We start from the raw sequence: 5501 nt of genomic DNA, 5'->3' as shown, positions 1-5501 counted from the left end.
GCAAGCGGTAGTAGATATCGCGGCGAAGCAGTCAAGGTTCTTTAAAAATTAACAGTCGATAAGCGTGGGCGTTTAATGAAGTGCGACAGACTTTCGGGTCTGGAAACTTTAAATATTTAAACGCTCACAAAGAAATATAGGTAAGAAATTATCTGTCAGTATTTTGAGTGAGTGACCGATTCGCAAGAATCAGCCAGAAATGGCAAAACAGAGATTGAACTGAAGAGTTTGATCCTGGCTCAGATTGAACGCTGGCGGCATGCCTTACACATGCAAGTCGAACGGCAGCACGGGAGCTTGCTCCTGGTGGCGAGTGGCGAACGGGTGAGTAATATATCGGAACGTGCCCTAGAGTGGGGGATAACTAGTCGAAAGATTAGCTAATACCGCATACGATCTAAGGATGAAAGTGGGGGATCGCAAGACCTCATGCTCGTGGAGCGGCCGATATCTGATTAGCTAGTTGGTGAGGTAAAGGCTCACCAAGGCGACGATCAGTAGCTGGTCTGAGAGGACGACCAGCCACACTGGAACTGAGACACGGTCCAGACTCCTACGGGAGGCAGCAGTGGGGAATTTTGGACAATGGGCGCAAGCCTGATCCAGCAATGCCGCGTGAGTGAAGAAGGCCTTCGGGTTGTAAAGCTCTTTTGTCAGGGAAGAAACGGGTGAGGCTAATATCCTTGCCTAATGACGGTACCTGAAGAATAAGCACCGGCTAACTACGTGCCAGCAGCCGCGGTAATACGTAGGGTGCAAGCGTTAATCGGAATTACTGGGCGTAAAGCGTGCGCAGGCGGTTGTGCAAGACAGATGTGAAATCCCCGGGCTCAACCTGGGAATTGCATTTGTGACTGCACGGCTAGAGTGTGTCAGAGGGGGGTAGAATTCCACGTGTAGCAGTGAAATGCGTAGATATGTGGAGGAATACCGATGGCGAAGGCAGCCCCCTGGGATAACACTGACGCTCATGCACGAAAGCGTGGGGAGCAAACAGGATTAGATACCCTGGTAGTCCACGCCCTAAACGATGTCTACTAGTTGTCGGGTCTTAATTGACTTGGTAACGCAGCTAACGCGTGAAGTAGACCGCCTGGGGAGTACGGTCGCAAGATTAAAACTCAAAGGAATTGACGGGGACCCGCACAAGCGGTGGATGATGTGGATTAATTCGATGCAACGCGAAAAACCTTACCTACCCTTGACATGTACGGAAGTCCGAAGAGATTTGGATGTGCTCGAAAGAGAACCGTAACACAGGTGCTGCATGGCTGTCGTCAGCTCGTGTCGTGAGATGTTGGGTTAAGTCCCGCAACGAGCGCAACCCTTGTCATTAGTTGCTACGAAAGGGCACTCTAATGAGACTGCCGGTGACAAACCGGAGGAAGGTGGGGATGACGTCAAGTCCTCATGGCCCTTATGGGTAGGGCTTCACACGTCATACAATGGTACATACAGAGGGCCGCCAACCCGCGAGGGGGAGCTAATCCCAGAAAGTGTATCGTAGTCCGGATTGTAGTCTGCAACTCGACTACATGAAGTTGGAATCGCTAGTAATCGCGGATCAGCATGTCGCGGTGAATACGTTCCCGGGTCTTGTACACACCGCCCGTCACACCATGGGAGCGGGTTCTGCCAGAAGTAGTTAGCCTAACCGCAAGGAGGGCGATTACCACGGCAGGGTTCGTGACTGGGGTGAAGTCGTAACAAGGTAGCCGTATCGGAAGGTGCGGCTGGATCACCTCCTTTCTAGAGTGCGCACGAAGTTAAGCGCCCACACTTATCGTCTGTTAGTAAAGAAGAACAGTTATTCGGTTGCGGCGCAGGCAAAGCCTGCATGCTGGCTCTGATTACTGATCCAAGCGGGTCTGTAGCTCAGCTGGTTAGAGCACCGTGTTGATAACGCGGGGGTCGTTGGTTCGAGCCCAACCAGACCCACCAAAAGTTTCGGGGGTTTAGCTCAGCTGGGAGAGCACCTGCTTTGCAAGCAGGGGGTCGTCGGTTCGATCCCGTCAACCTCCACCAAGAAACGTCAAACCTAAGTCGCATGCAAAACGCGTGTGGATTTAGGTTTGGTCTTTTAGTGATCAATAGCTGTTTTTGTTCTTTAACAATCTGGAAGAAGTAAAGTATTCGTCAACGACGAGCGCCAGGATTTCGATCCTTGTGTGAGAAGTTGATGGGTGTGATTGTATCAATCAAAGTATTACGAAGTGATCTTAGCAATTAGAAGACTTACTTTGGCAATACGGCAAACGCTAAACTCAAAAAGCTCTATAACGATCTCTCGGAAGAGAGGCTAACGTTATAGGGACAAGTGAATAAGTGCACATGGTGGATGCCTTGGCGATTACAGGCGATGAAGGACGTAGTAGCTTGCGATAAGCTGCGGGGAGCTAGCAAACAAGCTTTGATCCGCAGATTTCCGAATGGGGAAACCCACCCGCAAGGGTATCACTGACTGAATACATAGGTCTGTGAAGCGAACGCGGCGAACTGAAACATCTAAGTAGCTGCAGGAAAAGAAATCAACCGAGATTCCCAAAGTAGTGGCGAGCGAAATGGGACCAGCCTGCAAGATTTAGCATTTTTGATAGTGGAACGGAATGGAAAGTCCGGCCATAGAGGGTGATAGCCCCTTACACGAAATCATTAGTGTGGAACTAAGCTTGCGACAAGTAGGGCGGGACACGTGAAATCCTGTCTGAACATGGGGGGACCATCCTCCAAGGCTAAATACTCGTAATCGACCGATAGTGAACCAGTACCGTGAGGGAAAGGCGAAAAGAACCCCGGAAGGGGAGTGAAATAGATCCTGAAACCGTGTGCATACAAACAGTAGGAGCCTCGTAAGGGGTGACTGCGTACCTTTTGTATAATGGGTCAGCGACTTACATTCAGTGGCAAGGTTAACCGAATAGGGAAGCCGTAGAGAAATCGAGTCCGAATAGGGCGTTCAGTCGCTGGGTGTAGACCCGAAACCAAGTGATCTACTCATGGCCAGGTTGAAGGTGCGGTAACACGCACTGGAGGACCGAACCCACTAATGTTGAAAAATTAGGGGATGAGCTGTGGGTAGGGGTGAAAGGCTAAACAAACTTGGAAATAGCTGGTTCTCTCCGAAAACTATTTAGGTAGTGCCTCAAGTATCACCATCGGGGGTAGAGCACTGTTATGGCTAGGGGGTCATCGCGACTTACCAACCCATTGCAAACTCCGAATACCGATGAGTGCGAGCTTGGGAGACAGACGTCGGGTGCTAACGTCCGGCGTCAAGAGGGAAACAACCCAGACCGCCAGCTAAGGTCCCAAAGATTGGCTAAGTGGAAAACGAAGTGGGAAGGCTAAAACAGTCAGGAGGTTGGCTTAGAAGCAGCCATCCTTTAAAGAAAGCGTAATAGCTCACTGATCGAGTCGTCCTGCGCGGAAGATGTAACGGGGCTAAGCCAGTCACCGAAGCTGCGGATATCAATTTATTGATATGGTAGGAGAGCGTTCTGTAAGCCTGCGAAGGTGTCTTGTAAAGGATGCTGGAGGTATCAGAAGTGCGAATGCTGACATGAGTAGCGATAATGGGGGTGAAAAGCCTCCACGCCGTAAGCCCAAGGTTTCCTGTTCAACGTTCATCGGAGCAGGGTGAGTCGGCCCCTAAGGCGAGGCAGAGATGCGTAGCTGATGGGAAGCAGGTTAATATTCCTGCACCGTCGTTAGATGCGATGGGGGGACGGATCGCGGAAGGTTGTCCGGGTGTTGGATGTCCCGGTTTCTGTATCAGAGAAGGCTGTTAGGCAAATCCGGCAGCGTAATTCAAGGGTATGGGACGAGCGAACTTGTTCGCGAAGCAATCGGAAGTGGTTCCAAGAAAAGCCTCTAAGCTTCAGTCTAACGAGACCGTACCGCAAACCGACACAGGTGGGCGAGATGAGTATTCTAAGGCGCTTGAGAGAACTCGGGAGAAGGAACTCGGCAAATTTGTACCGTAACTTCGGGATAAGGTACGCCCTAGTAGTTTGACAGGCCTGCGCTTGAAGGACGAAAGGGTTGCAATAAAAAGGTGGCTGCGACTGTTTAATAAAAACACAGCACTCTGCAAACACGAAAGTGGACGTATAGGGTGTGACGCCTGCCCGGTGCTGGAAGATTAAATGATGGGGTGCAAGCTCTTGATTGAAGTCCCAGTAAACGGCGGCCGTAACTATAACGGTCCTAAGGTAGCGAAATTCCTTGTCGGGTAAGTTCCGACCTGCACGAATGGCGTAACGATGGCCACACTGTCTCCTCCCGAGACTCAGCGAAGTTGAAATGTTTGTGATGATGCAATCTACCCGCGGCTAGACGGAAAGACCCCATGAACCTTTACTGTAGCTTTGCATTGGACTTTGAACCAATCTGTGTAGGATAGGTGGGAGGCTTTGAAGTAGGGACGCCAGTCTCTATGGAGCCATCCTTGAAATACCACCCTGGTTTGTTTGAGGTTCTAACCTTGGTCCGTTATCCGGATCGGGGACAGTGCATGGTAGGCAGTTTGACTGGGGCGGTCTCCTCCCAAAGTGTAACGGAGGAGTTCGAAGGTACGCTAGGTACGGTCGGACATCGTGCTAATAGTGCAATGGCATAAGCGTGCTTAACTGCGAGACTGACAAGTCGAGCAGGTACGAAAGTAGGACATAGTGATCCGGTGGTTCTGTATGGAAGGGCCATCGCTCAACGGATAAAAGGTACTCTGGGGATAACAGGCTGATTCCTCCCAAGAGTTCATATCGACGGGGGAGTTTGGCACCTCGATGTCGGCTCATCACATCCTGGGGCTGTAGCCGGTCCCAAGGGTATGGCTGTTCGCCATTTAAAGTGGTACGTGAGCTGGGTTTAAAACGTCGTGAGACAGTTTGGTCCCTATCTGCCGTGGGCGTTGGAAGTTTGAAGGGGGCTGCTCCTAGTACGAGAGGACCGGAGTGGACGAACCTCTGGTGTATCGGTTGTCACGCCAGTGGCATTGCCGAGTAGCTAAGTTCGGAAGAGATAACCGCTGAAAGCATCTAAGCGGGAAACTCGCCTTGAGATGAGACTTCCCGGGAGTTTAACTCCCCTAAAGGGTCGTTCGAGACCAGGACGTTGATAGGTCAGGTGTGGAAGCGCAGTAATGCGTTAAGCTAACTGATACTAATTGCCCGTGTGGCTTGTCCCTATAACATTAGCTGTTATAGCTTTAGAGTTTAAAATGTGTTTGCCAATGTGCATCACACCAAAATATATTTACTTCTTCCCAGATTGCGTTGTTTGGCCATCCTAGCTCTAATTGGACCCAGACAACACTACAAGTTATGCCTGATGACTATAGCAAGTTGGTACCACCCCTTCCCATCCCGAACAGGACCGTGAAACGACTTCGCGCCGATGATAGTGCTGCAACCAGTGTGAAAGTAGGTCATCGTCAGGCTATTAATTAAGCTTAAGCCCCATACCAGAAGGTGTGGGGCTTTTTGCTGTCCGCTCCGAAAATA

General features: G+C 50.6%; 2 tRNA genes and 3 rRNA genes. All 5 read left to right on the top strand.

What is annotated here, in order from left to right:
* The first annotated feature begins 216 nt into the window (after window positions 1-216).
* The 5 genes from PQR63_RS23570 (at window position 217) to rrf (ending at window position 5437) form a co-directional block, all read left to right on the top strand.
* Window positions 217-1749, top strand: a 16S ribosomal RNA gene (locus PQR63_RS23570).
* Between the two features lie 115 nt (window positions 1750-1864).
* Window positions 1865-1941, top strand: a tRNA-Ile gene (locus PQR63_RS23565).
* Between the two features lie 8 nt (window positions 1942-1949).
* A tRNA-Ala gene (locus tag PQR63_RS23560) sits at window positions 1950-2025 on the top strand.
* A gap of 286 nt (window positions 2026-2311) precedes the next feature.
* Window positions 2312-5185: ribosomal RNA gene (locus tag PQR63_RS23555) — 23S ribosomal RNA — on the top strand.
* 139 nt (window positions 5186-5324) lie between these two features.
* A 5S ribosomal RNA gene (rrf, locus tag PQR63_RS23550) occupies window positions 5325-5437 on the top strand.
* The 16S, 23S and 5S rRNA genes sit together here with 2 tRNA genes alongside, the layout of an rRNA operon.
* Window positions 5438-5501 lie beyond the last annotated feature (64 nt).

The organism is Herbaspirillum rhizosphaerae (genome assembly GCF_046025915.1).
GTDB lineage: Bacteria > Pseudomonadota > Gammaproteobacteria > Burkholderiales > Burkholderiaceae_D > Herbaspirillum > Herbaspirillum rhizosphaerae_A.
The sequence above is the reverse complement of the archived record's forward strand: the minus strand, read 5'-3'. Positions and strand labels throughout refer to the sequence as shown.